This window comes from Pseudomonas sp. DTU12.3, assembly GCF_004124275.1.
GTDB lineage: Bacteria > Pseudomonadota > Gammaproteobacteria > Pseudomonadales > Pseudomonadaceae > Aquipseudomonas > Aquipseudomonas helmanticensis.
On the sequence record NZ_CP027218.1, the window covers coordinates 2,990,437 to 3,015,309 of the forward strand.

Annotated in this window: 12 protein-coding genes; 9 read left to right on the forward strand and 3 right to left on the reverse strand. The window is 61.6% G+C overall.

The window, feature by feature from the left end; translation table 11 throughout:
• The first annotated feature begins 150 nt into the window (after positions 1–150).
• The 4 genes from gspE (at position 151) to C2E19_RS13775 (ending at position 17,008) form a co-directional block, all read left to right on the forward strand.
• Complete coding sequence (gspE, locus tag C2E19_RS13760) at positions 151–1,557, forward strand: type II secretion system ATPase GspE (protein WP_129393078.1); 1,407 nt, start codon at positions 151–153, stop codon at positions 1,555–1,557.
• A complete protein-coding gene (gene gspF, locus C2E19_RS13765; RefSeq protein WP_129393081.1) occupies positions 1,557–2,768 on the forward strand; it encodes a type II secretion system inner membrane protein GspF in 1,212 nt (403 codons plus the stop codon). The genes gspE and gspF overlap by 1 nt, the downstream gene beginning before the upstream one ends.
• 468 nt (positions 2,769–3,236) lie before the next feature.
• Complete coding sequence (locus C2E19_RS13770) at positions 3,237–4,340, forward strand: substrate-binding domain-containing protein (protein ID WP_129393084.1); 1,104 nt, start codon at positions 3,237–3,239, stop codon at positions 4,338–4,340.
• A gap of 191 nt (positions 4,341–4,531) precedes the next feature.
• Complete coding sequence (locus C2E19_RS13775) at positions 4,532–17,008, forward strand: filamentous haemagglutinin family protein (RefSeq protein ID WP_129393086.1); 12,477 nt, start codon at positions 4,532–4,534, stop codon at positions 17,006–17,008.
• A 53-nt stretch (positions 17,009–17,061) separates the two neighbouring features.
• Here C2E19_RS13775 and C2E19_RS13780 read toward each other — a convergent pair whose 3' ends face one another.
• The 3 genes from C2E19_RS13780 to C2E19_RS13790 form a co-directional block, all read right to left on the reverse strand.
• On the reverse strand, positions 17,062–17,349 hold the full coding sequence (locus tag C2E19_RS13780; protein ID WP_305955854.1) for a type II toxin-antitoxin system RelE/ParE family toxin: 288 nt from the start codon (positions 17,347–17,349) through the stop codon (positions 17,062–17,064).
• Entirely contained in the window at positions 17,330–17,524 is a 195-nt protein-coding gene (locus C2E19_RS13785; RefSeq protein WP_128614194.1) for a stability determinant, read from the reverse strand. Before C2E19_RS13785 ends, C2E19_RS13780 begins: the two co-directional genes overlap by 20 nt.
• 254 nt (positions 17,525–17,778) lie before the next feature.
• Complete coding sequence (locus C2E19_RS13790; RefSeq protein WP_129393089.1) at positions 17,779–18,726, reverse strand: transporter; 948 nt, start codon at positions 18,724–18,726, stop codon at positions 17,779–17,781.
• A gap of 210 nt (positions 18,727–18,936) precedes the next feature.
• Here C2E19_RS13790 and C2E19_RS13795 point away from each other — a divergent pair, with 210 nt between their 5' ends.
• The 5 genes from C2E19_RS13795 (at position 18,937) to C2E19_RS13815 (ending at position 24,873) form a co-directional block, all read left to right on the forward strand.
• Positions 18,937–20,034 carry an AraC family transcriptional regulator gene (locus tag C2E19_RS13795; protein ID WP_129393092.1) on the forward strand — a complete coding sequence of 366 codons (1,098 nt, stop codon included), beginning with the start codon at positions 18,937–18,939 and terminating at the stop codon, positions 20,032–20,034.
• Positions 20,035–20,346: 312 nt separating this feature from the next.
• Positions 20,347–21,234 carry a Dyp-type peroxidase gene (locus C2E19_RS13800; RefSeq protein WP_129393095.1) on the forward strand — a complete coding sequence of 296 codons (888 nt, stop codon included), beginning with the start codon at positions 20,347–20,349 and terminating at the stop codon, positions 21,232–21,234.
• A gap of 10 nt (positions 21,235–21,244) precedes the next feature.
• Positions 21,245–22,210, forward strand: coding sequence for a Gfo/Idh/MocA family protein (locus tag C2E19_RS13805; protein WP_129393098.1), 966 nt, complete (start codon positions 21,245–21,247; stop codon positions 22,208–22,210).
• A 183-nt stretch (positions 22,211–22,393) separates the two neighbouring features.
• On the forward strand, positions 22,394–23,146 hold the full coding sequence (locus C2E19_RS13810; protein WP_129393101.1) for a GntR family transcriptional regulator: 753 nt from the start codon (positions 22,394–22,396) through the stop codon (positions 23,144–23,146).
• Positions 23,143–24,873: a fumarate reductase/succinate dehydrogenase flavoprotein subunit gene (locus C2E19_RS13815; protein ID WP_129393104.1), complete on the forward strand. Its 1,731-nt coding sequence runs from the start codon at positions 23,143–23,145 to the stop codon at positions 24,871–24,873. Before C2E19_RS13810 ends, C2E19_RS13815 begins: the two co-directional genes overlap by 4 nt.

A 24,873-nucleotide genomic window follows, 5' to 3' on the forward strand; every position in this document is an offset into this window, starting at 1 on the left:
GCCGCCATCGCCTCTTGATCTGGAAAACGGACCTGTAGGAGCTGCCGAAGGCTGCGATCTCTTGATCTTGCTCTTCGACGGACCCAAATGGCCAAAGATCAAAAGATCGCAGCCTTCGGCAGCTCCTACAAGGATTGGGGAGGGCATGAGATGAGTTCGCTGCCCTACGCCTGGGCCAAGGCGCAGCGCATTCTTTTGTGCGATGGCGTGTTGACGGTGTGCCCATCGACGCCCGGTTGGTCGATCAGCGAAGCACGGCGTCAGTTTGGCGCGACCACGATTCAACGGGTGCGTGATGACGAACTCGACGGTTTGCTCGCGGCCGCTTACGCCGACACGGGCAGCGCGGCGGCGGTGGTCGGCGCGGCGGAAAACGAGGTCGACCTCGACCGCCTGATGCAGGACATGCCGGAAATCACCGACCTGCTCGACACCCAGGACGGCGCGCCGGTGATCCGCATGATCAACGCGCTGCTCACGCAAGCCGCGCGCGATGAGGCCAGCGACATCCACATCGAACCCTTCGAAACCCATTCGGTGGTGCGCTATCGCGTCGACGGCACCCTGCGTGACGTGGTCTCGCCGCGCAAGGCTCTGCACGGCGCGCTGGTCTCGCGGATCAAGATCATGGCCCAGCTCGACATCGCCGAAAAACGCCTGCCGCAGGACGGTCGCATCGCCCTGCGAGTAGCCGGTCGGCCGATCGACATACGCGTGTCCACCGTACCGACAGGCCATGGCGAACGCGTGGTGATGCGCCTGCTCGACAAACAGGCCGGACGCTTGCACCTGGAAACCCTGGGCATGGACGCACAGGTGCTGGCCAAACTCGATCACCTGATCCGCCAGCCCCATGGCATCGTCCTGGTCACCGGTCCCACCGGCAGCGGCAAAACCACCAGTCTGTACGCGGCACTGGCGCGGCTCGATGCGAGTACCAGCAACATCCTCACTGTTGAAGATCCCGTTGAATACGACCTGCCAGGCATCAGCCAGATTCAGGTCAACGCCAAGATCGACATGACCTTCGCCCTCGCACTGCGGGCAATTCTGCGCCAAGACCCGGACATCATCATGATCGGCGAGATCCGCGATCTCGAAACCGCACAAATCGCCGTGCAAGCCTCGCTGACCGGTCACCTGGTGTTGGCGACCTTGCACACCAACGATGCCGTGTCAGCGGTCAATCGCCTGATCGACATGGGCGTCGAGCCGTTCCTGCTGGCCTCATCGATGCTCGGCGTACTGGCGCAGCGGCTGGTGCGCCGCCTGTGCAATCAGTGCAAACAGCAAGACCCGGCAACCCCCGGCACTTGGCGCCCGGTCGGTTGCGCGGCGTGTAACCAAACCGGTTACAGCGGTCGCACCGGCATCCACGAATTGTTCTGCATCGACGACGACATCCGCACCCTGATCCACCAAGGGGCAGGGGAGCAGGCCTTGCGCGCATCCGCCGCGAAAGCCGGGATGTTCAGCCTGCGCGAGGACGGTGAGCGCTGGATCCGCAGCGGCGCCACCGCCCCTGAAGAAATTCTTCGTGTGACACGGGACGCCTGATGAATCGCTATCGTTTTGAAGCCGCCGATGCCACCGGCAAGATCGAATCCGGGCACCTTGAGGCGGACAGCCAGAGCGCCGCTTTCAATGCATTACGCGGGCGCGGTTTGACGGCGCTGTCGATGCACAAGGAAAGCAACGTTGCCAGTCACGGCGGCGGTGGATTGTTCAGCGCCAAACTTTCGGACAACGATCTGGCCTGGGCCACACGGCAACTGGCGAGTCTGCTCGGTGCCAGCCTGCCACTGGAGGCCGCGCTCAGCGCCACGGTCGAGCAGGCCGAAAAAAAGCACATCGCCCACACCCTCAGCGCCGTGCGCGCCGACGTGCGCAGCGGCATGCGCCTGGCCGAATCGCTGGCGGCGCGGCCACGGGATTTCCCCGAGATCTATCGCGCGCTGATTGCGGCGGGCGAGGAGTCGGGAGATCTGGCGCAGGTCATGGAACGGTTGGCCGATTACATCGAGGAGCGCAACAACCTGCGCGGCAAGATTCTCACCGCGTTCATCTATCCGGGCGTGGTCGGGCTGGTGTCGATCGGCATCGTGATTTTCCTGCTCAGTTACGTGGTGCCGCAGGTGGTCAGCGCGTTTTCCCAGGCGCGCCAGGATCTGCCGGGGCTGACCCTGGCGATGCTCAACGCCAGTGATTTCATCCGCAGTTGGGGCTGGTTGTGTGCAGGGATCATCGCCGCAGCGTTCTGGAGTTGGCGCCTGTATCTGCGCAACCCGGCAGCGCGTTTAAGTTGGCATCATCGCGTGCTGAAGTTGCCGCTGTTCGGGCGTTTCATCCTTGGCCTGAACACCGCACGATTTGCCTCGACGCTGGCGATTCTCGGCGGCGCCGGGGTGCCGTTGTTGCGCGCACTGGAAGCGGCGCGGCAGACCTTGTCCAACGATCGCCTGAGCCTGAGCGTCAGCGATGCCACGGCCAAGGTGCGCGAAGGGGTCAATCTGGCCGCTGCGTTGCGGGTGGAAAACGTCTTCCCGCCGGTGTTGATCCACCTGATCGCCAGTGGTGAGAAGACCGGTTCGTTGCCGCCGATGCTCGAGCGTGCGGCGCAAACCCTGTCGCGTGATATCGAGCGGCGGGCGATGGGCATGACCGCACTGCTCGAACCGCTGATGATTGTGGTGATGGGCGGCGTGGTGCTGGTGATTGTGATGGCGGTGTTGTTGCCGATCATCGAGATCAATCAACTGGTGCAGTAGTGGTGTGTCTGGTGTTTTGAGGTTGGCTGGTCTGGCCTCTTCGCGAGCAAGCCCGCTCCCACAGGGACAACGCATTTCAAATGTGGGAGCGGGCTTGCTCGCGAAGAGGCCGGTCCGGACATCAAATAACCCAATTTTTTTTCCAGGACTTCTGCATCACCCGACCTTCAATCCTGCCATCCTCGGGTTCTCCTTTCTGTCATCTGCAACCACCCGCCAACGTCTCCAGCCCGATTCCGCCAAACCCCCGATCCAGACGCGCCGCAGCACCCCGCAAACACCCGAGAAAATCCCTCGAAAATCACCGCGCAGCTCCCGAGGTTTTTTCCTTTATCTGTCACCGGAAACTGCGAATTTCTCAGTGCGACTTAACCAGCCAGCGCTAGCGAGGGCCTGTTGAGTCCTCCCAGTGTCATGCAAGCCATCCGAAAACCTGTGTTCACAACCTAGTTGAAAAGGAGATTCTTCATGTTCAAGCGCACTCTGATCGCAGCTTCCCTGACCGTCGCCGCTCTGGCATCCGCCCAGGCCATGGCCGTAACCGGTGGTGGCGCTTCACTGCCTGCCGCTCTGTACAAAGGTTCTGCCAACAGCATCCTGCCTGCCAACTTCAGCTACGCCGTGACCGGTAGCGGCATCGGCAAAAGTGCTTTCCTGACCAACACCGCCGCACAGTTCAGCACCACTGGCACTGTGCACTTCGCCGCTAGCGACTCGATCCTCAGCGCTTCGGAAATCAGCACCTACAACACCAGCTTCGGTGCTTCGTTTGGTCCGCTGATTCAACTGCCATCAGTCGCCACTTCGGTTGCCATCCCTTACAAAAAGGCCGGCAACACCACCCTCAACCTGACCAGCGCTCAACTGTGTGATGCCTTGTCGGGCACCAAGACTACTTGGGGCGCGCTGTTGGGTACCTCCGACACCACCGCGATCCGCGTTGTTTATCGCACCGCTTCGAGCGGCACCACCGAAATCCTCAGCCGTCACCTGAACTCGATCTGCCCGACTCAGTTCGCGGTCAACACCACCTTCACCAACGCACGTCTGCCAGCAGGTTCCGCTGTGCCGTCGAACTGGGTCGGCGTGGCCAATACCGCTGACGTAGCCCCGGCAGTCAACGCGGTTGACGGTTCCATCGGTTATGTCGGGCCGGACGGTGTCAACGCTGCGAGCAACGCTGTTGTTGCTCGTATCAATGGCGTTCAGCCAACCAGCGCCAACGTCAACACTGCTCTGGCTTCGGCTCCACTGCCAACCAACGCGGCCAATCCGGCGCAGTGGTCCCCTGTGGTTGCCAACCCGTCCAGCGGTTATGCAATGGCGGCTTACACCAACTTCATCTTCGGCCAGTGCTACAAGGACGCGGCCGTGGCTGCTGACGTCAAAGCGTTCCTGACCCAGCACTACAGCACTCCGGGCAACGCCGTGGCCACTGCCGCTCACGGTTTCATTCCGGTTCCAACCAACTGGAAAACCGCTGTAACCGCCAACTTCGTCACCAACTCCACCGGCAACAACCTGGACATCAACAACGCCAGCGTCTGCAACGCTGTCGGTCGTCCTTTGTAATACACGCCTAAAGCGTCAGGAAATGGCAGCAGCCTTCGGGTTGCTGCCATTTTTTTTGCTCGATTTACACCTCAATCATGAAGTTTGTGTGACATCCGTTCGGTCGCGCCCTTCGCCAACTGCCTATGTCGTAACAGCAGGTTTTTGCTGGCCTGCAGCTTTGTGTGGCAATCAAAAAGGATCTCGTAGTGATGCTCGCTCGCCCATCCCGTCGCAGTACCCGTGCCCAGATGCTCAAGCGTGAGGTCGCCGATCCGGCGCTATGGCTGCTCAAGCCACTGGCGCACGCGGTGGCGTTGTGTCTGGTGGCGGGCAGTGCGCAGGCGCAAACGGCGTTCAGTTCCAACTGGTTTGCCGCCAAGGGCGCCGCACAACAAGCGGCGGCAGCGCGGCCGAGTGTTGGCGGGTTGCCGGGGATGACGCCACCACTGGCCCAGCAGCAAAGAGCCAATCAGCAATTGCAGCGATCGTTGCAGACCCTCAACAACACCGTGGCGGCGATTGCCGCACAGCAGGCGGCTCAGGCGGCCGGCCGTGCGGTGGCGTTGGGCAGTGTGCAAAGCGTGCCGGATGGATTGGGCGAGGGCGGCTTGAAGGTCGACAACAGCCTCAGCCAGGGTTGGCTGAACGCCAAGGGACCGCAGCAGACTCAGGCTGACGGCAAGACCACGGTGAAGATCGAGCAGACCGCCGACAAGGCGATTCTCAACTGGGAAACCTTCAACGTCGGCCGCAACACCACGGTCGAATTCGCTCAGCAATCCAACTGGGCAGTCCTCAACCGGGTCAACGACCCAAGCGCGCGTGCCAGTCAGATTCAGGGCCAGATCAAGGGCGACGGCACGGTGATGCTGATCAACCGCAACGGCATCGTGTTCAGTGGCAGCAGCCAGGTCAATGTGCGCAACCTGGTGGCGGCGGCGGCCAACATCACGGACATTCAGTTCCGCGAACGGGGTCTGTACTTCGACAGCACCGCGACTCAGCCGACCTTCACCGACGCGGCCGGCAAAGTGCTGGTGGAACGTGGCGCCACTATCCAGACCCATGCGCCCAAGGCGTCGACGGATGCGGGTGGCTACGCCTTGCTGTTGGGCAACGAGGTGCAGAACGATGGCAACATCAGCACCCCCAAAGGGCAGACCCTGCTCGGTGCAGGCGATCGCTTTTACATCCGCAAAGGTTCGGGCACCGATGGCAACGCCGTGTCCACGACCTTCGGCAATGAAGTGACGCCGGGCTTCAAGACCGGCGCCGTGGCCGGCAAGGTCAGCAACAATGGCTTGATCCAGGCCGCCACCGGCGACATCACGCTGACCGGCCATGAAGTGCTGCAAAACGGTGTGTTGCTGGCAAGCACCTCGGTGGCCACGCGCGGCACTGTGCACTTGCTCAATCCAGCGACCGATAACACCGGCAGCGTCACGCTCGCTCAGGGTAGCGTCACCGCGATCATGCTCGATAGCAGCGATCTCACCGCGCTCGACAGCCAGCGTGATGCTTCGCTCCAGGCCGTCAGTGCCGCGAACCGAATTCGTGGCGATCAGTCGCGTGTGGAGATTGCTAGCGGCGGCAGCGTCGAGTTTCAGAACGGCTCGATCACCCTTGCCACCGGTGGCCAGGTCGCGGTATCGGCGGGGCGTCGCAGCCTGGTGCGCGACGGCGCGGTAATTGATGTGTCCGGCGCTGTCGGGGTGAAGGTGGCGATGGAAGCCAACAACATCAAGATCAACGTGCAGGGCAACGAACAACGCGATGCGCCGGTCAACCGCGAGGGCGGCGCGCTCAACAGCAACGACATCTGGGTCGATGTGCGTGAGCTGGTCTACGTGCCGGCCGGCACCAATGGCTACGCTACAGACCGATGGTACACGGCCGGAGGTCTGCTGGAAGTCGGTGGCTATCTCGGCACTCAGGGCCACGGCATCGGTGAATGGATGGCGCAGGGCGGTTCCGTGAATTTTGCCGGCAACGACGTGGTCACCGAGAAAGGCTCGCTGATCAACTTGTCGGGCGGCACCCTCGACGTGCAGAGCGGCGCGATCCGGCAGAGCTGGTTGCGAGGGGCCGACGGGCGTTTGTACGAAGTCTCACGGGCGCCGGGGGATCTGCTCTATACCGGGTTGTACAAAGGCTATGAAGACAGCAGCGAGCGCTGGGGCCAGACGCAGTTTTTCTACAACCCGCTAATTGCACCGAGCTCGCGTCAGGAATCGGGCTACACCGTCGGTCGCGATGCCGGCCAATTGGTGATTGCCACCCGCAACGCGCTGGTCGATGGCCAGATTCTCGGCGAAGTGTTCCAGGGCGAGCGCCAGACACAAGCACCCCGCGCGGTGCTGGATGGCTATGAGCAGAGTCAGATCGCACGGGCTCGCCGGGCGCAGTTGATCGTGGGTCAATACGATCCGGCCTGGTCGGCGACCGCCGGTGGCCTGCAGTATCTGCTCGATCCGCTACTGGACCAGGTGCAGATCGGCGGCACTCACGCAGCGGCGCTCACAGCGCCCGGCCTGGCGGATGCCGTGGCGCAGGAGCGGGTCGGCAAGTTGTTTCTCGACAGCGATATGCTCAACGGCTTTCAGCTCGGTGCGTTGAAGGTCTCTGCCGCGAAAACCATTGTTGTCGATCAGGCGCTGACCGTTGCTTCTGGTGGTGATATCACCTTGTTCGCCCCACAAGTGCAGGTCAATGCGAGCCTGACTGCGCGTGGCGGTAGCATGAATGTGGGGGATGTCCTGACCGGCAATTCCGCGCTGCTGGCACCGGCCGGGACGGCTGTCGGCGTCACGGTGGCCAAAGGCGTGCAGCTCGATGCCCGCGGACTGTGGAGCAATCTGCGTACCGATCCGGACGACGTGAACAGTCTGGCCTACCTCAATGGCGGCGTGGTGTCTGTGCGCAGTACCGGCAGCGTCAACCTGGGCAGTGGCAGTCTGCTTGACGTGTCGTCCGGCGGGGCGCTGTTGGCCAATGGCAAGACGCGCGGCGGCAAGGGCGGCGACATTACGCTGGAGTCGAGTCCGCTGACCCGTTCGGTGTCGTCACAATTGATGATTGATGGCGACGTGCGTGGCTACGGTGTCACCGGTGGCGGCAGTCTGACGATTCAGTCCGGCAACGTTGTGATCGGTGGAACCGGCGCCCCACACGGCGACAATACGCTGCAACTGGCATCGAGTCTGTTCAGCACCGGTTTTGCCAGTTATAGCGTTACCGGCCTGACCGGGCTGGAAGTCGCTGATGGTGCGCAGGTCGATGTGGTGATGCCGGTCTACCGTTTCGGCGATGCGGCGCCGATCCAGTCCAGCGGCGTCGATCCGCGCACGGCCCTCGAATTGTGGACCCCCACGCTGTTTCAGGAGAACCCGGCCAAAGGCGTTCTGACCCAGCGTGGGGGCGCCAGTCTGGCGCTCCAGGCCGGTTCCAGTGAGTTAGCGCTGATTGACCCGGCGAGCAGTCCGTTGTCCATTGGCCACGGTGCACGGATCAGCGTCGACCCGGGGCAGCGCATCAAACTGCGCGGTGCCGGACAGATTACGGTCGAGGGGGAATTGAACGCCTGGGGCGGCACTCTCGATATTCGTCAGCAACAGTTTGGCTCGCTGGACGTGGCGACCAAGCTGCAGAACGCCGACCCGCAGGCCCACAACCGCTCGATCTGGATCGGCGAAGATGCGGTGCTGGATGTTGCCGGTCGCGCCTACACGGCCGTGGATGCGCTGGGTCGGGTGTACGGCCAGATCGGCAAAGGCGGCAGTATTATTCTCGGCGGCGAGATTGATTCGAAGAAAATCACCGCGACGTCGGCCGATGCTTACGTGATTGTGCGCAACGGTGCACGCCTGGACGCCTCCGGTACGCACGCGGTTCTGGATGTCGCCGGGGGCGGACCGACCGACGTCGCCACCGATGGCGGGCGCATTGCCTTGAGTTCTTACAATGGCGTGTTCCTCGACGGTCAGTTGCAGGCTGCAGCGGGTGGCGTCGGTGCGTCCGGTGGACGTCTGGAGATTATTCAGGACGCGCCGCTCTACCAGATGAATCTGGCGAGCAACGAAGTGCGTGCGCCCCGCGAAATGATCATTAACCAAGGCGCGGATGGCGCGTTGCTGCCGGCGCATCTGCAGGCCGGCGAAGGCGCGGCGCAGTTGCGTTACGGTCAGACCCGCTTGAGCGCGGAGCGTTTGATGTCGGGTGGTTTCGATCACCTGAGCCTGTTGAGTAACGGCTTGCTCACATTCGCCGGCGACGTCGATCTGCGCATGAATCAAAGCCTGAATCTGTACACCGGCTCGATCTCGCTGGCGCAGGCTGCCAGCGACACGACGCGGATCAATCTTGCCGCGCCATACATGCGCTTGTCGGGGCTGGGTCTGTACGCGCCTTCGGATGTCAGCATGCGTCCACGGCTGCTGGCCAACGCGACCACTGAGCTGTCGAACGCCCGCTTCACCGCCACCGCTGACCTGCTCGATCTGAGCAACACCTTGTCGTTCGGCACCGAAGGGACGATCGCGCAGCTCGCCGCGCCGGCCGCTGCTGTCAGCCGTCGTGGCTTCGACCAGGTCACCCTCGACAGTCGTGGCGACATGCGTTTTCTCGCGCCGAACGATAACGAGCGCAGCTCGCGGTTGTGGACGCCCGGTGATCTCAACTTGCGCGCTGCGCAGATTTATCCGGCCACAGGTGTTTCGGCCGATGTCCGTGTTGGTTATCAGGGCTATACGGCCGTCCCGGAACTTGCACGCACCTTGCGTATCAGCGGTCATGGCGAGGCACCGCAGGCCTTGCCGTATTCCGCGTTCGGCAACTTGCTGCTGGTTGCCGGGAAGATCGAGCAGGGCGGCGTTATCCGCGCCCCGTTGGGATTGATCAGATTGGGCGAGAACTCGCTAGGCAAAACCCAGGAGCTGCGCCTGTTGCCGGGTAGTGTCACGTCGGTCAGCGGCGCTGGTCTGGTCATGCCGTATGGCGGTACCACCGACGGTATCGACTATCGCTACGACGGCAAATCCGTGGTGTTGCACGGGATCTCCAGTGCCCTGGATGGCGTGATCCTCACCGGGCAGTACGTCGATGTGCAGGGCGGCGCGTTGATTGACTTGTCGGGCGGCGGCGATCTGCGCGGCGCCGGTTTTGTCTCCGGGCGCGGCGGTTCCACCGATGCCCGATTCAATCCGTTGGTGCGCAACGCTGCCGATGGCACGTTCAGCTTGCCGGGTCTGAGCAGTAACCCGGTGTACGCCATTGTGCCGGGCAACCAGAGTGCCTTTGCACCGGCACTCGCTGAGGCCGGTGCAAGCGATCCGCGCATTGGCCAGCAAATTACCGTCGGCGCGGGTGTTCCTGGCCTAGCCGCCGGCACCTACACCTTGCTGCCTTCAACCTTTGCCTTGCTGCCCGGCGCGTTCCGGGTCGAGGTCAATGGCCAGGCGACGCCGGGCGTGACCAGCAGCGCGTTGAAAATGCGCAATGGTTCGTGGTCCAGTGCCGGACTGATGTCGATTGCCAACAGCGGTGTGCGCGACAGTCTGCCGAGCCAGGTGATCCTGACGTCGGCCGATGTTCTGCGCCGCTATTCGCAGTACAACGAAACGAGCTTCACCCAGTTCATCGAAAGCGATGCGGCTCGTCGGGGTGTGCCACGTGCGTTGGCGCCAATGGATGCGAAATCGCTCAACGTGCAATTGGTGGCCGGTGGCAAGCACGACATCGACATGAACTTTCAGGGTCAGGCCCTGTTTGCTCCGAGCAAGGGCGGCGTGGCCGGGAGCGCTGTCGTGTTGGCCCAGGACCTGGAGGTGCTCGGTGAAGGCCGGTCGCGTACGCCGGGGTTTACCGGGATTTCGCTGTATGCGGACAGCCTTGACCGGCTCGAAGCCGGACGGCTGAGCCTTGGCGCCACGCCGACGGTTGAATACGGCTCGGCGGGTAACTTCATTCGCTTTGATGGTTCGGCTGCCAACATCACTCTGCGTGAAGGCGCAGTGTTATCGGCACCGGAAGTGCTGTTGCGCACTGACAAAGTCAACGGTGGCATCACGCTGGAAGCGGGCGCCGGTATCAACACCCTCGGCCGCGGTGATGCGCCTTATGACTCGACCGACGGCTTCATTTATCAGCCGGGTTCCGCCAGTCTGTTGGTCGTGTCCAACGGTTGGACCAGCACCCTCGCACCGACGGTCGCCACGTATTCTGAAGGTGCGGGCAGCATCCGCATCGGTACGTGCGTTGCGCAGCCGTGCGCTCAGCCAACGTTGCTCTATTCCAATGGCAGCATTACCGCTGCCACCGATAACCAGTTCGAACTGAACGAATCCGTGCGCTTCGGCACCCGTCACCTGGCGCTGGCCGTCGGCGCGGTCAATGCCGGTAGCGCCGAGGCGCTGGCCGCGGCAGGGCGCGTACCGAGTGGCCTGACCTTGAACCAGAACGTGCTCGATCGCCTGTTGCGCGGCGACACGCAGTTCGGCGCTCCGGCACTGGAAACCCTGAGTTTGACCACTCGCGACTCGTTCAACTTCTTCGGTAACGTAAGCCTCGATACGCTTGACCCGCAGACCGGCGTCAGTCGCTTGCAGAACCTGTTATTGGCCACGCCCGCCGTCTATGGCTGGGGCGAGGCTGGCGATGTGGCGACCATTCGCACCGCCAACCTGATCTGGAACGGTGCGACCCAGGCGCCGGGCGCGGTAGCCAGTGGTGGCGCCGGGACAGGACGCGGCACACTGGACATTCAGGCGCAACGCATCGAGTTCGGTTATGGCCCGAACCCGCAGCCCAACGGCCTGGATCAGAACAACCGATTGGCCTTGGGTTTTGCCAACGTCAACCTCAACGCCAGCGAGCGCATCACCGCCAACCACAAGGGCAGTCTTGCGGTGTATCTGGCGCAAGGGGCTTACGACCCGATTTCCGGCTACGTCTACAGTGGCGGCAACCTCAATCTGCGCACGCCGTTGCTCACTGGTGAAGCGGCCTCGGTCAACCTCCTCAAGGCGGGCGACGACCTGACGGTGAGTGGCGTTGCGAATGCTGCGGTGGCCGATGCCTTGGGTGCGGAGTTGACGCTTGAAGGGCGCAATGTGCTGCTCGACGGTCGCATTGCACTGGCCAGTGGCAAACTGGTGGTCAAGTCCGAGAACAATCTGACCCTGACCAACGCCGCACACCTGGACCTGGCCGGGCGTACCTTGCCCTTTAATGACGTCAGCAAGTACAGCTGGGGCGGCGATGTGGCGCTGTACAGCAGCCACGGCAATATCCGCCAGGCTGCCGGCTCACGTATCGATCTGTCGGCGCACAACAACCAGGCTGGCAATCTCAGTGCGGTGGCGCTGGCAGCGGATGCCGGGGTAGTCGATCTGCAAGGCGAGATCCTCGGTGCCAGCAGCGGTTACTACGATGCCGGTGGCACGCTGGTGCCGTACAAGGCCGGTGGCGTGGACATTCGCGCACAACGGCTGGGCAACGATTTGAACCAGGACTTCGCTGCGTTGAACCAGCGCTTGAACGCCGGGCGGGTGTTCGGCAGCCGCAGCTTTCAGCTCAAGCAGGGCAGCCTGGTGATCGGCGACGGGCTCAAGGCCGGTGAAGTCAATGTCTCGGTGGACAACGGCAGTCTGACCGTGGCCGGCCTGATCGACGCCAGTGGTGAGCGGGTCGGCAGCATTCGTCTGTCCGCCAATAACGGCCTGACTCTGACTGGCAATGCCGTGCTCGATGCCCATGGTCGCGTGCTGCGTGTCGACAGCTACGGCAAGATCATCGATGCCCCCAACCGCGCCATGGTCGAACTCGATTCCGGCAATGGTTTGCTGACGCTGGCGCCAGGCGCACGGATCGATTTGCGCCACGGCACCGACGCGCCGCCGGGCAGTGGGGCAGGGCACAACGATGGTCTGCCGCGCGGTACGCTGGAACTCAATGCACCGCGTATCGGCGGTGGCGACATCGCCATCGATGCCAGCGGTGTGCTGAACATTCAGGGCGCGCGTTCCATCGGCCTGAACGCCATGCGCCGCTACACCGATGCAGCCGACGGCACCGATGCTGCCGTCAGCGGCCGCCCGTATCAGGTGATCGATCAGGCTTATCTGGACGTTATCCATGGCGACAGCACGGCGTTCATCGATGCGGCGCTGGGCAACGGCGATTTGCTGCAACGCAAACTGGCCGGATTGAATAACGCAGCTTATAGCGATGCGTTCCATCTGCGCCCGGGCGTCGAGATCGCCAGCAAAACCGCCGACGGCGATCTGGTCGTGCAGGGCGATCTGGACCTGTCCGCTTACCGTTACGCCAGTCTGAATCCGCACACGCAAAAAACCGCTGTTTATGGTTCGGGCGAATCCGGCAGCCTGCTGATCCGCGCCGGCGGCAATCTGGATATTTACGGCAGCGTCAACGACGGCTTCGCGCCGCCGCCGGAAACCGTTGACGACGCCGGTTGGAAACTGGTGCCGGGCATTCAGCCTTTTGGTGGTGACCTGATCGTGCCGGGCGCCGGGGTGACGCTGGCAGAAGGTACCTCGTTCCCGGTCGGCACGACGCTCAATTACGACTTGCCGATACAGAGTGCGACGCTGGCCAGCGGCACGCTGCTGCCAACCCAGGGCATCCTCGCCGGGCCTTACACGCTGACGGCCGGTACAGTCTTGGCCGGTGCGGTGCATGACGCCGCCGGCAACCTGCTGTACGCCGCCGGTACCTTGCTCAGCGACAACGTGACCTTGCCGGCGGGCAGCCGCCTCGGGGCCGGGACGCGGTTGAACGCGGCCACCGACATGCAGGCGATGCTCTGGCCCAAGGGCGTGCCATTGCCTGGCACGTTTGCCGACAACAAAATCGTCGGCGTGAAATTAAGCGGTGCACTGGCGTTGTTGCGCGGCTCGCTGATTCCGTCGATGACCGACGTGGTGCTGGCCGACGGCACAGCGTTCATCGATTTGCGCCCGTTGAACGGCACGCAGCAGGGACGCAACTGGGCCCTGGCGAGCATGCTGCCGTCGGGCAGCACCTCGTGGTCGATGCGCGTAGTGGCGGGTGCGGATCTTGATGCTGCCGACAGTCGCACCGTGAAACCGCTTACCAGCGAAGGTCACTTGCGACTGGCGGATACGCATTACGGGGTCGTCGTCACGACGAAAAAACTCGATACGGTCTGGGCCGAAAATAATGGATTGGGGTATACCCCCGGTGAAGTCGTCAAAGACGATGAAATGTTCCGGTGCGATGCCAACCCCGGTGCCTGTGTAGCACCCGCCAAATTCCTCTGGACGGACGGCAATCCGATGGGCGCACCGGCCGGGTCGCCGGTCAGCGAAGACGATCTGTTCTGGTGTGATATTGACCCTGCTTATTGCGCCGCCAACGTGGGCGGTACCACGGTCTCCACTCATTCGCAGATGTTCAGCGTTTTGCGAACCGGCGCCGCTGATCTGGACGTGATGGCCGCTGGCAATCTGAGCATGGAATCACCTTTCGGTGTGTACACCGCGGGTACCCAATCCGGTGATGTCGACGCGCGTTACAACCAGCCACGTGGTCGTTTGTCGGACGATGGTTCGGTGCTGGGCAGCGCGGGCAGTGATAACGAAAAATGGGTAGATGGTGGCAGCGACAGTCTGTATCAGGCCTGGTATCCGCAACTGGGTGGTAACCTCACGATTGGCGCCGGTGGTTCTGTTTCCGGCGATGTCGTCGGGCGACGTGCGACCAGTATCACGATGGAAACCCGAGAGCAGGTGCCAAGCGTTGCCGTTGGAAACTGGCTGTGGCGTCAGGGTACGGGGAACGACGAAATACCGACCGCCTGGTGGATCAACTTCGGCAGCTATGCCAGTCAGCCGTTGGCGGATTCGAGCAGGAGTACCGCGCCGTATCTGGTGGGTTTTACGGGTTTCGGCACTCTTGGCGGCGGTAACATCAGCCTGCGCGCTGGCGCAGACGGTGGCATGCTTGACCCGGTCGGGGATGGCCGCAGTAATCTTTATCCGCGTGGCCAGGGCCTGATCGTCGCCGTGGGCAGCACCGGGCGAGTGGGCAGCGATGGCAGCCTGCAACTGACCGGTGGCGGCGATATCGATATGCGTCTCGGCGGTTCGCTCAACCCCTCACTGCAAGCCCGGGCGGGAGAAACCGGAACGCAAGCGCCGCGCCATGATCTGCAAGGCGCGGTGATCAACTTGCGTGGCGCTGCGCAAATCAGTGCCAGTGCCGTGGGCGGCGTCAATCTGCACTACGGTGCGTTTTCCCTGGATCAGGATTCGCGCGAAGTCCGTGCATACGATCCGTTCAAATCGACCCTGGGCAGTGCCTCCGGCGGTCTGGTACTGATTCCGGGAGATTCGGGGATGCGCCTGAGCACCCGTGGTGACCTGGTGTTGGGCGGTGCAGCAGATCCGGGACGCGTGCGCTTGCAAAACTCCACAGCCTTTACTGACGCCAGTGGGGTGGGCCACGCAGGCGGTGGATTGACCAGTTTCTCGCTGTGGACCGATCACACTGCGATCGATCTGTTCTCGGCGGGGGGCAACCTCACACCCAGCACGCAGTTGGCCGAATCGGACAATTTGTCGGTTTCCACATCCAATACATCACCCACTGACGGTCGCTTCGTCTATCCGTCGATCCTGCGTGCCGTGGCTGCCAAGGGCTCGATTTACGCGGGATCCTCGGCCGCTTATGGCACGGGCAATGTTCCGCCGGCCGAGGGCTACTCGTTGCTGTTGGCACCGTCTACCTCCGGTCAGCTGGAACTGCTGGCGGGCGATTCGATCTATGCCGGCGGTTATGCGATCAATCAGTCAGGCGCCAGTCCAGCGGCGATAACTTCGCCATTTGCGCCGTCCTTCAATGGGTTCGTCAGCAACAGCGCGGACAGGCCGCTCATGACCAATAACAGCGTTGACGGCGTGGCGACGCAACGCAACGCGCGCTACCCATTATTTGCGTTTGGTGCCGATAGCTATTCCGGGTTGAGTGGCGTGCAAGGGCCCGCACGGTTTTACGCGTTGACCGGAGATCTGGTCGGAGTTCGCAGTGGCGAGACGCTGACATTCTTCAGGTCCGGCGTACAGCAGCGCACCTGGTACGAAGCGGCAGGGCCTGTGTGGATGCTCGCCGGGCGCGACCTCGTCGCCTCGGGCACTTATCTGGGCCAGCCAACAGCCGTACCGAATGAAGTACTGAGCTACAACGGCGACGAGATCAGATCCACCGGCAACCTGTTCATTCACAACCGGCCCAACGATGTGTCGCGGGTTGCGGCCGGGCGCGACATTCTCTACAGCAGCTTCGACATCGCCGGCCCAGGTGTGCTTGACGTCAGCGCAGGGCGCAACATCCTGATGAAGGACCGTGCCAGCATCACCAGCATCGGGCCGGTGCTGGCAGGCGATAGCCGACCGGGTGCCAGTGTGGTGCTGCAGGCCGGTGTTGGTGCGCAAGGGCTGGATTACTCACGGTTCATCGCACGCTACCTGAACCCGCAGAACCTTGCTGATTCGCAGGTCTCTCTCAACGGCCAACCGGGCAAAGTGGTCAAGACGTACCTGGACGAACTGCAGAGCTGGTTGACCCTCGGCTATGGCTTCAGCGGCAATGCCGAACAGGCGCAAGCGTTCTACGCCGCGCTGCCGAGCGCTGAACAGGCGATCTTCGCGCGGCAGGTGTACTTCGCCGAACTGCGTGCCGGTGGCCTGGAATACAACGATGTCGACGGTCCGCGTCAGGGCAGTTATTTGCGCGGTCGCAACGCCATCGCGGCGTTGTTCCCGACCAGCGATGTGGCGGGCAATGCCATTCGTTATGACGGCGACATCACAATGTACGGCGGTGCCGGGGTCAAAACCCTGTTCGGCGGCGATATCCAGATGCTCACGCCGGGTGGCGGTCAGGTGTTCGGCATCGAAGGCGCGGCGCCGCCATCGACAGCGGGGATCATCACCCAAGGCTCGGGCAACATTCAGCTCTATTCGCAGGGCAGCATTCTGCTGGGGCAGAGCCGGATCATGACTACCTTCGGCGGCTCGATTCTTGGCTGGTCGGCCGAGGGCGACATCAACGCCGGTCGCGGCTCGAAAACCACGGTGGTCTACACCCCGCCGAAACGCGTGTACGACACCTGGGGCAACGTGACTCTGTCGCCGTCGGTACCGAGCACCGGCGCCGGTATCGCCACGCTCAACCCGATCGCCGAAGTGGCGCCGGGCGACATCGACCTGATCGCGCCGCTCGGCACCATCGATGCCGGCGAGGCGGGGATTCGCGTGTCGGGCAACGTCAACATCGCCGCACTGACGGTGGTCAACGCCGCGAACATTTCGGTGCAGGGCAAGGCGACCGGCGTGCCGGTGGTGTCGGCGGTCAACACTGGCGCAATCACCTCGGCCAGCTCCGCCGCATCCTCGGCCACGCAAGCGGCGGAAGATGTCGCGCGTCAGCAGCAAGCGGCGTCGCGACAGAATCAGGCCTCGGTGTTCACCGTGCAGGTGCTGAGCTTCGGCAACGAACAACTCGCGCCGTCCCGCGATGGCGCCAGCCGCACCCAGGCGCCGGGTTACAACCCGAACAGTCCGGTGCAAGTGCTGGGGGCAGGGGCGCTGGATGAACAGGCGAAGCAGCAGTTGACGGAAGAGGAGCGCGGGCAACTGAAACTGTAAAAGACTCTCGTGTAGTACGTTTGGGCGGCCGGTTGGCCGCCCTTTTTTTATATTTATGAGGTTCGTGGGTATTGTTGTCTGGTGTGGACTAACGTCAGTATTTTGATACGCCCGTTCACTCGATAGACCAGCAGATAGTTTGAATTGACCACCATTTCCCGAGTGCCTGGCACTCGACCGGACCTGTAACCAAAGGGAATTGATGAAAGCCTTTGCGTTGCTGCACCCACCTTGCGCTGCAAAGCCGCTGAAGCGTTGGAATTGTGTTGTTCAATGTAATCGATAATGTCAGCCAGATCGTCCAGAGCCTGATTGCTCCATTCAAGCGGCAGCGCGTCGATTCTTGCGTTTCTCTTCTAATAATTGGTCGAGCCGCACCATGGCTTCCTCATGGGGAATGCCCGGGCGAGGATCATCAAGTGCTGCCTGCACCTTGGCACGAAACCAGCGATCGTAGCTCTCTGCCTCTTCTTCGGATTCGAACTCAGAATAAAACGGGGAAAGCAATATGCTCATATGACCTCCGTGATCAATTTCAAGCAGTCTAAGGCGGGAATGGCCCATTGTCGTCACTGGCTGACGATGCTCCCCATGAACCCTTGAGGATCCATGGGATAACGGAGCCCAGTATCTGCAAGCGCACCCTTTAAATCTGCCAGACGTTTCCCCCTGTTGTCCGGTAATCTCGACCGCCGCTGTAGGCGTATTCCACCCATGCGGTTTTCAGGTTTTCAGGCTACAAATCCAGGTGCGCTTTCCTACAAATGCACTCAGAACGCATAGGGAATACTCACCTTTGCCCACAGCATTTCCCCCTCCGGCCGGTTCTCTACGTCAAATTCTTTCGCCCAGCGAATCTCCGCACTGGCGTACTTGAGAAAGGTGAAATGCAGCGCCGGGCCGATGGCGAACACTTCGCCACGCACGCCGTCATCGACGTCCTGCCCGGCGAACTGCACGGTATGGCCGAACTGTTTATCGTCGGTGGTCTGCTTGAGGTAGTAGCCATTGAGGCCGAGCATCACATCGTCGGTGATCTTGTAGCTGGCCGAATAATCGAAGTGGAAGATCTGCCCGGACTTGTAATCGGTGTCCTTGTTCTTTTCGTTGAAGCTGTAGGTGGTCTTCATCGAGACTTCGGTCTTGTCGGTCGGCAGCCAGGTGAAGGAAAACAACGGTTTGTAGGTGTAGAAATTGTTGCTGGTGTTGGCCAGCCGATCGACGCTGTATTCGCCAGTGGGCACGGTGACTTCGATGGCGGCGCCGAGGGTCAGGTTCTTGCCCATGTCCCACAGAATGATCGGCGCAATGGTCGTATCGCCCATGCCTTCGCGGGTGTCGCTCAAGCCGAATACCGAGACTTCCTGTTTCAGCCACGGTTGGGCGATGTAGCCGGCCAGGCGCCCGCCGAAGATCCGCACGGGGCTCAGATAGTCGAGGCGTGGAATCACCGCAGTGGATTCGATTTCGACGTTGGGCACCTTGCCGCCGAACGAGCTGATGTTGAGTTTGGTCGCCTTGTAATGGTTGTAGTAGAGGTTGAACGCGACCATGTTCTCCGGAAGGCTGTCGACTTCCAGCGGCAGCATGAAAAAACCGTCAGTGCCGGTGCCGATGTTGTCGACGCCGGCTTCGGTGGCCAGCGCCGGTAAGGTGGCGGCGCAGCCCAGCAAGCAAAGGGCCAGGCGCAGGGGGAATGTCGCGCGGTTCGGGTGCATATCCGTCCTCATTATTATTGTGTTTTGGCGCAACGCCGGCACGCAGTGCGCCCGGCACTATAGAAATAAGCGCTTGGCGCCCGGCGGGGCAGGGTTTTGGCGGACACTGAGGGGGACTTCTGCGGACAGGCTCGCAACCCTGTGCTAACTTCCATCGACATAACCGGTTACAAAAATAACAATCAAGCGTGATCCGGAAAGTCAGCCCAAATGAACGTAAAAGTCCAAGACCCGACCTTCGAATTGGCGCTGGTGTCGCCGTTCCTCCTGCAAACCCTCGCTGAAGTCGCGCAGAACAAGGGTATCGACCCTGAAAGTCTGTGCCGTGGCCTGGGTTTTACCTTGGACGACTTGCAGGATCCGACGCAGCGGATTTCCTATCGCCAAGCGGTGGCGATGATTCAACGGGCGCTCAAGGCACTGCCCAATCAGGGCCTCGGCCTGTGGGTGGGCGCGCAGAATGTGCTTGGCACACTCGGTTTGCTCGGGCACGTGCTGTCTTTGTGCAAAACCCTGCGCGACGCGTTTGCCTTGGGCATCCGCCATCAACACACCTCCGGCGGGATTGTGGTGTCCAGCGTCGATGTGGTCGGCGAGCAACTGCATCTCGATGCCGAATGTCGCTTGCCGTTTGCCGATGTGCAGGTGTTTGCGGTCGAGGAGTTTTTCGCCAGCCTGCTGGTGTATGGCCGGGCGTTGGCGGGCGCAGATTTCAAGCCGATCGCCGTGGAATTCATGCATGCCGCGCCGGGCTATCTCAGTGAATATCAGCGATTGCTCGGTCCCGACGTGCGCTTCGGTTGCCTGCACAATCGCATGCTGATCGACGTGCAGTGGCTGGACGTCAACCTGCCCAATCACCATGCTTTGGCGCTGCGTCAGGCGGTTGCGTTGCTAGAGCTGGAAGCTGCGCAGGTGCACCAGAAGCTCGATCTGATTCAAGCGGTGGAGCGGGCGATCGCACGGGATCTGAGCAGCGGCAGCCACATCGAAAAGATTGCCGGCGACTTGAACATGAGCAGCCGCACGTTGCGTCGGCGCTTGACCGAGCATGCGCTGACGTTCGAGGCGCTGCTGGAACAGGTGCGCCAAGCGCGGACGCTGAGTCTGCTGGCCAATCCTGATATGCCGATCGAGCGGATTACTGAAGAAGTCGGCTACAGCGATGTGCGCAGTTTTCGTCGGGCGTTCAAGCGCTGGACGGGGTTGAGCCCCAGCGCCTGGCGTAATGACGCCAACCCTCACCCCAGCCCTCTCCCAGAGGGAGAGGGAGCCGACCGAGGTGTCTTGCGAGTTACATCGACCTGAAAGCGTGTGTCGATTATGGACTTGAGAGATTGAGGCCGGCCGAGGTGTGTTACGGGTTACATCGACCTGAAAGATTGTGTCGATTATGGACTTGAGAGCGTGAGGGCCGACCGCTGTGTCTTGAGTCATGCACTGATCTGAAATTATGGATTCACTGATGCACGTTCAAGTCGGCGTATCTCCACAGCATCCCCCACTCAGTCCCCTCTCCCCCCGGGAGAGGGCTAGGGTGAGGGGCTTTTGACTTCCATCCAAACCCACACAAAACCTCCGGCCACAGGTAAACTCCGCGCACTTTTTCAAGGAGTTCACATGAGTTACTACCAGCCGGGCATTCTCGCCACCCCCGTTCCTGCACAAGCACGTCACCTGTTTTTCGCCCTCGAGTCGGTAGAAGCACTGCCGCAGGCGATCGACAACCTGATGAATCAGGTGGACGGCAAGTCGGCGGTGGTCGGTTTTGGCGAATCCCTGGCCAAGGCCCTCGACGTACAGATCGACGGCCTGCGCGGCTTCCCGGCGCTGACCGGCGTCGGCGTCGAAAACCCGTCGACCCAACACGCGCTGTGGGTCTGGCTGCACGGCGTCGACCGTGGTGAATTGCTCAATCGCTGCAATGCTATCGAAGCCGCACTGGCGCCGGCCCTGCGCCTGGTCGAAATGCAGGAAGCCTTCCGCCACAAGGACGGCCACGACCTCACCGGTTACGAAGACGGCACGGAAAACCCGCACGACGAAGCCGCCATCGCTGCCGCCCTGCAAAGTGCAGGCACCGACGGCATGGTCGGCGGCAGTTTCGCCGCGATCCAGCAATGGCAGCATGACCTCAAGGGTTTCCACAAACTTTCCGCCGATGACAAAGACAACATCATGGGCCGGCGCCTCAGCGACAACGAAGAGATCGACGACGCCCCAGTCTCCGCCCACGTCAAACGCACCGCGCAGGAAAGCTTCGCGCCGGAAGCGTTCGTCGTGCGCCGCTCGATGCCGTGGATCGAAGGCGATCGCGCCGGGCTGATGTTTCTCGCCTTCGGTTTTTCGCTGGATGCTTTCGAAGCGCAATTGCGGCGCATGAGCGGTCTGGAAGACGGCATTACCGACAGTTTGTATCGCATCAGCCGACCGATCACTGGCGGCTACTACTGGTGCCCGCCGCTGAAGAACGGCCACCTCGACCTGCGCGCCTTGCGCATCGGCTAAAGGAACAGACATGGACGTGGTGCGCTGGGGCATGATCGGTTGTGGCAGCGTCGCCGAGCGCAAGAGCGGGCCGGCCTTCTACAAGGCGCCCGGTTCGGCGCTGGTGGCGGTGATGGGCCGACGGCTTGAAGCGGTCAGCGATTACGCTTTGCGTCATGGCATCGACCGCGTCTACACCGACGTCGATGCACTGATCAATGATCCCGAGGTCGACGCGGTGTACATCGCCACGCCACCCGACAGCCACCACGCCTACAGCCTGAAAGTCGCTGCCGCCGGCAAACATTGCTGCGTGGAAAAACCCATGGCGCTGAATGCCGGGCAAAGTCGCGAGATGCAGCAGGCGTTTGCCGAGGCCGGTTTGCACCTGTTCGTGTCCTACTATCGCCGTTCGTTGCCGCGTTTTGCGCAGGTGCGGCAATGGTTGGAGGAGGGGCGCATCGGTGAGGTTCGGCATCTGAGCTGGACGTTGACCAAAGCACCGTCAGCGACGGATGTCGATGGCCGCGACAACTGGCGCACTGACCCGGCAGTGGCTGGCGGCGGGTACTTCGCCGATCTGGCCAGTCATGGCTTTGACCTGTTCCAGTACCTGCTCGGCGACATTGTCGAAGTGGCCGGATTCACCGCGCGTCAGGCCGGGTTGTATGCCGCCGAAGATGCCGTCAGCGCCAGTTGGCGATTTGCCTCCGGGGCACTGGGCATGGGTTGCTGGAGCTTTGTCGCGGATCGGCGCGAGGATCGGGTCGAGATCATCGGCAGTCTTGGGCGGATCAGTTTTTCGGTGTTTGATGAGCATCCCGTGCAATTGCATGCCGATGAAATCATCAGCCTGGAAATCCCTCATCACGAACACATTCAGTGGCATCACGTGCTGGGCATGAATGCGCATATTCGTGGTGATTCACAACATCCCGCCGTTGCCGAACAGGCCCTGAAAACCGATTGGGTCATGGATCAGATTCTCAAGCGTTAAGATCAAAAGATCGCAGCCTTCGGCAGCTCCTACAGGGGATTGCGGTCTCATGTAGGAGCTGCCGAAGGCTGCGATCTTTTGATCTCCAACACCAATCTAAGGTTATGCCCATTCGGTATTTCTCAACCTTGTCATAACAACTCTAAGATCACGTCATAACTCGTTATAACAAGTGATCCCGTGATGACCGATAACGTTCTTTCTCTCAGCAGCGTTCCTCTGCACACCCAGTTGCGCGATGTCCTCCGTGCTCGAATCCTCGACGGCGAATACCCGCAAGACAGCCAGATGCCGTCCGAAAGCGAACTCGGTGCGCTGTTCAAAGTCAGCCGCATCACCGTGCGCCAAGCGCTCGGCGATCTGCAAAAAGAAGGGCTGATCTTCAAGATCCACGGCAAAGGCACCTTCGTCGCCAAGCCGAAAACCTTTCAAAACGTCAGCAGCCTGCAAGGCCTCGCCGAGTCCATGACCGGCCGTGGCTACGAGGTGATCAACCGCCTGCGCAGCTTCAAATTCATCCCGGCCGACAAGCGTGTCGCCGAGCGTTTGCAAGTTGCCGAAGGCGAAACCGTCACGCAGATCAAACGCGTGCGGTTGATCAATCGCGAGCCGATCTCGCTGGAAATCACCTACCTGCCCAAAGCCGTCGGCGAGCGTCTGGAGAAGGCTGACCTGGTCACCCGCGACATCTTCCTGATCCTCGAAAACGACTGTGGCATCGCCCTCGGCCACGCCGATCTGGCCATCGATGCGGTGCTCGCCGACAGCGATCTGACCCAGGCGCTGAACGTCGAAGCCGGCTCGCCGATCATGCGCATCGAGCGCCTGACCCACGACGCACAGGGCCAGCCGCTGGATTTCGAACACCTTTACTACCGTGGCGATGCGTTCCAGTACCGCCTGCGGATCGACCGGCAAAAAGGGGAGCAGGCATGACCCGCAACGTTCTCGAACAGGAATACGACATCGTCGTCATCGGCGGTGGCACCGCAGGTCCGATGGCCGCGATCAAGGCCAAGGAAAAGAACCGCGACTTGCGCGTGTTGCTGGTCGACAAGGCCAACGTCAAACGCAGCGGCGCGATCAGCATGGGCATGGACGGCCTGAACAACGCGATCATCCCCGGTCACTCGACGCCGGAGCAGTACACCAAGGAAATCACCATCGCCAACGACGGCATCGTCAATCAGGCCGCCGTTTACGCCTACGCAACGCACAGCTTTGAAACCATCGAGCAGCTCGACCGCTGGGGCGTGAAGTTCGAGAAGGACGAAACCGGCGATTACGCGGTGAAAAAAGTCCATCACATGGGCGCCTACGTACTGCCGATGCCGGAAGGGCACGACATCAAAAAAGTCCTCTACCGGCAGTTGAAACGCGCACGAGTGAGCATCACCAATCGCCTCGTCTGCACGCGGTTGCTGACCGACGAGGAGGGCACCGTCAATGGCGTGATGGGTTTCGATTGCCGCACCGCTGATTTCCACGTGATCAAGGCCAAAGCGGTGATTCTCGCCTGCGGTGCTGCCGGTCGCCTGGGTCTGCCGTCGTCGGGCTACCTGATGGGCACCTACGAAAACCCGACCAACGCCGGCGACGGCTACGCGATGGCCTATCACGCCGGCGCCGAACTGGCGAACCTCGAGTGCTTCCAGATCAACCCGCTGATCAAGGATTACAACGGCCCGGCCTGCGCTTACGTCACCGGCCCGCTGGGTGGCTATACCGCCAACAACAAGGGCGAACGCTTCATCGAATGCGACTACTGGAGCGGGCAGATGATGTGGGAGTTTCACCAGGAACTGGAGAGTGGCAACGGCCCGGTGTTCCTCAAACTCGATCACCTGGCCGAAGAAACCATCCAGAACATCGAGGAAATCCTGCACAGCAACGAACGCCCGAGCCGTGGCCAGTTCCACGCCAATCGTGGCACCGACTACCGCACGCAAATGGTCGAAATGCACATCTCCGAAATCGGCTTTTGCAGCGGCCACTCGGCGTCCGGCGTGTGGGTCAACGAGCGCGCGGAAACCTCGGTGAAAGGCTTGTACTCGGCGGGCGACATGGCCGCCGTGCCGCACAACTACATGCTCGGCGCGTTTACTTACGGCTGGTTTGCCGGGCACAACGCTGCCGATTTTGTCGCCGGACGGGAGTTTTCTGCACTGGATGCCGAGCAGATCGAGAAGGAAAAGGCCCGGGTCTACGCGCCGCTGGATCGCGAACACGGACTGCCGCCGGCGCAGGTCGAGTACAAGCTGCGACGCTTCGTCAACGATTACCTGCAACCGCCGAAAGTGACCAAGAAAATGCAGATTGGCCTGCAACGCTTCAGCGACATCGAACGTGATCTCGAGCAGATGAAGGCCAACAATGCCCACGAACTGATGCGCGCGATGGAAACCAGCGTGATCCGCGACTGCGCCGAAATGGCCGCCCGCGCCTCGTTGTTCCGCGCCGAAAGCCGCTGGGGCCTGTACCACTATCGCGTCGATCACCCGCAACGCAACGACAGCGAGTGGTTTTGCCATTGCCATCTGAAGAAGGGTGATGACGGCCAGATGACGAGTTTCAAGAAAGCTGTCGAGCCTTACATCATCCCGCTCGATGCCGAGGAAATGCAGGCTTACGACCGCTTGCGGGTGGGCGCTTGCGCTGCTTGA

Bases quoted from the DNA above. Each gene is read 5' to 3' on its own strand.
- gspE (WP_129393078.1), top strand. From the start codon at position 151: ATGAGTTCGCTGCCCTACGCCTGGGCCAAGGCGCAGCGCATTCTTTTG.
- gspF (WP_129393081.1), top strand. From the start codon at position 1,557: ATGAATCGCTATCGTTTTGAAGCCGCCGATGCCACCGGCAAGATCGAA.
- C2E19_RS13770 (WP_129393084.1), top strand. From the start codon at position 3,237: ATGTTCAAGCGCACTCTGATCGCAGCTTCCCTGACCGTCGCCGCTCTG.
- C2E19_RS13775 (WP_129393086.1), top strand. From the start codon at position 4,532: ATGCTCGCTCGCCCATCCCGTCGCAGTACCCGTGCCCAGATGCTCAAG.
- C2E19_RS13785 (WP_128614194.1), bottom strand. From the start codon at position 17,524: ATGAGCATATTGCTTTCCCCGTTTTATTCTGAGTTCGAATCCGAAGAA.
- C2E19_RS13790 (WP_129393089.1), bottom strand. From the start codon at position 18,726: ATGCACCCGAACCGCGCGACATTCCCCCTGCGCCTGGCCCTTTGCTTG.
- C2E19_RS13795 (WP_129393092.1), top strand. From the start codon at position 18,937: ATGAACGTAAAAGTCCAAGACCCGACCTTCGAATTGGCGCTGGTGTCG.
- C2E19_RS13800 (WP_129393095.1), top strand. From the start codon at position 20,347: ATGAGTTACTACCAGCCGGGCATTCTCGCCACCCCCGTTCCTGCACAA.
- C2E19_RS13805 (WP_129393098.1), top strand. From the start codon at position 21,245: ATGGACGTGGTGCGCTGGGGCATGATCGGTTGTGGCAGCGTCGCCGAG.
- C2E19_RS13810 (WP_129393101.1), top strand. From the start codon at position 22,394: ATGACCGATAACGTTCTTTCTCTCAGCAGCGTTCCTCTGCACACCCAG.
- C2E19_RS13815 (WP_129393104.1), top strand. From the start codon at position 23,143: ATGACCCGCAACGTTCTCGAACAGGAATACGACATCGTCGTCATCGGC.